At 34.3% G+C, this 382-nt stretch carries 2 protein-coding genes; both read right to left on the reverse strand.

The window, feature by feature from the left end:
• On the reverse strand, nt 1-228 hold a 228-nt coding region (rpsM, locus tag C4B30_RS35065), incomplete at its 3' end, for a 30S ribosomal protein S13 (protein ID WP_105133690.1).
• 22 nt (nt 229-250) lie between these two features.
• On the reverse strand, nt 251-364 hold the full coding sequence (rpmJ, locus tag C4B30_RS35070; protein ID WP_105133689.1) for a 50S ribosomal protein L36: 114 nt from the start codon (nt 362-364) through the stop codon (nt 251-253).
• Between the last annotated feature and the right edge of the window lie 18 nt (nt 365-382).

The raw sequence follows: 382 nt of genomic DNA on the forward strand, positions 1-382 counted from the left end.
ATTTAAGTTAGTTTCACGACGTAAGTCACCTTCGACTTTATAACCGTCTACAACTTCACTGATGCGACCTAATTCGTCATCAGTTAAATCTTTCACACGAGTATCAGCTGATACGTTAGCTTCTTCAAGAATTTTTTGAGCAGTTGACGTACCGATACCGTATATATAAGTTAATGAGATAACTACGCGTTTTTCACGTGGAATATCTACTCCTGCAATACGTGCCATATTAATTTACACCTCTCTTTTATTAACCGTGTCTTTGTTTGTGTTTTGGATTTTCACAAATTACCATTACTTTACCTTTACGTTTAATGACTTTACATTTTTCGCAAATAGGTTTTACTGATGGTCTTACTTTCATTTTTATACCTCCCTATAT

The sequence above is a fragment of the Burkholderia sp. BE12 genome (assembly GCF_002959955.1).
Taxonomy (GTDB): Bacteria; Pseudomonadota; Gammaproteobacteria; order Burkholderiales; family Burkholderiaceae; genus Burkholderia.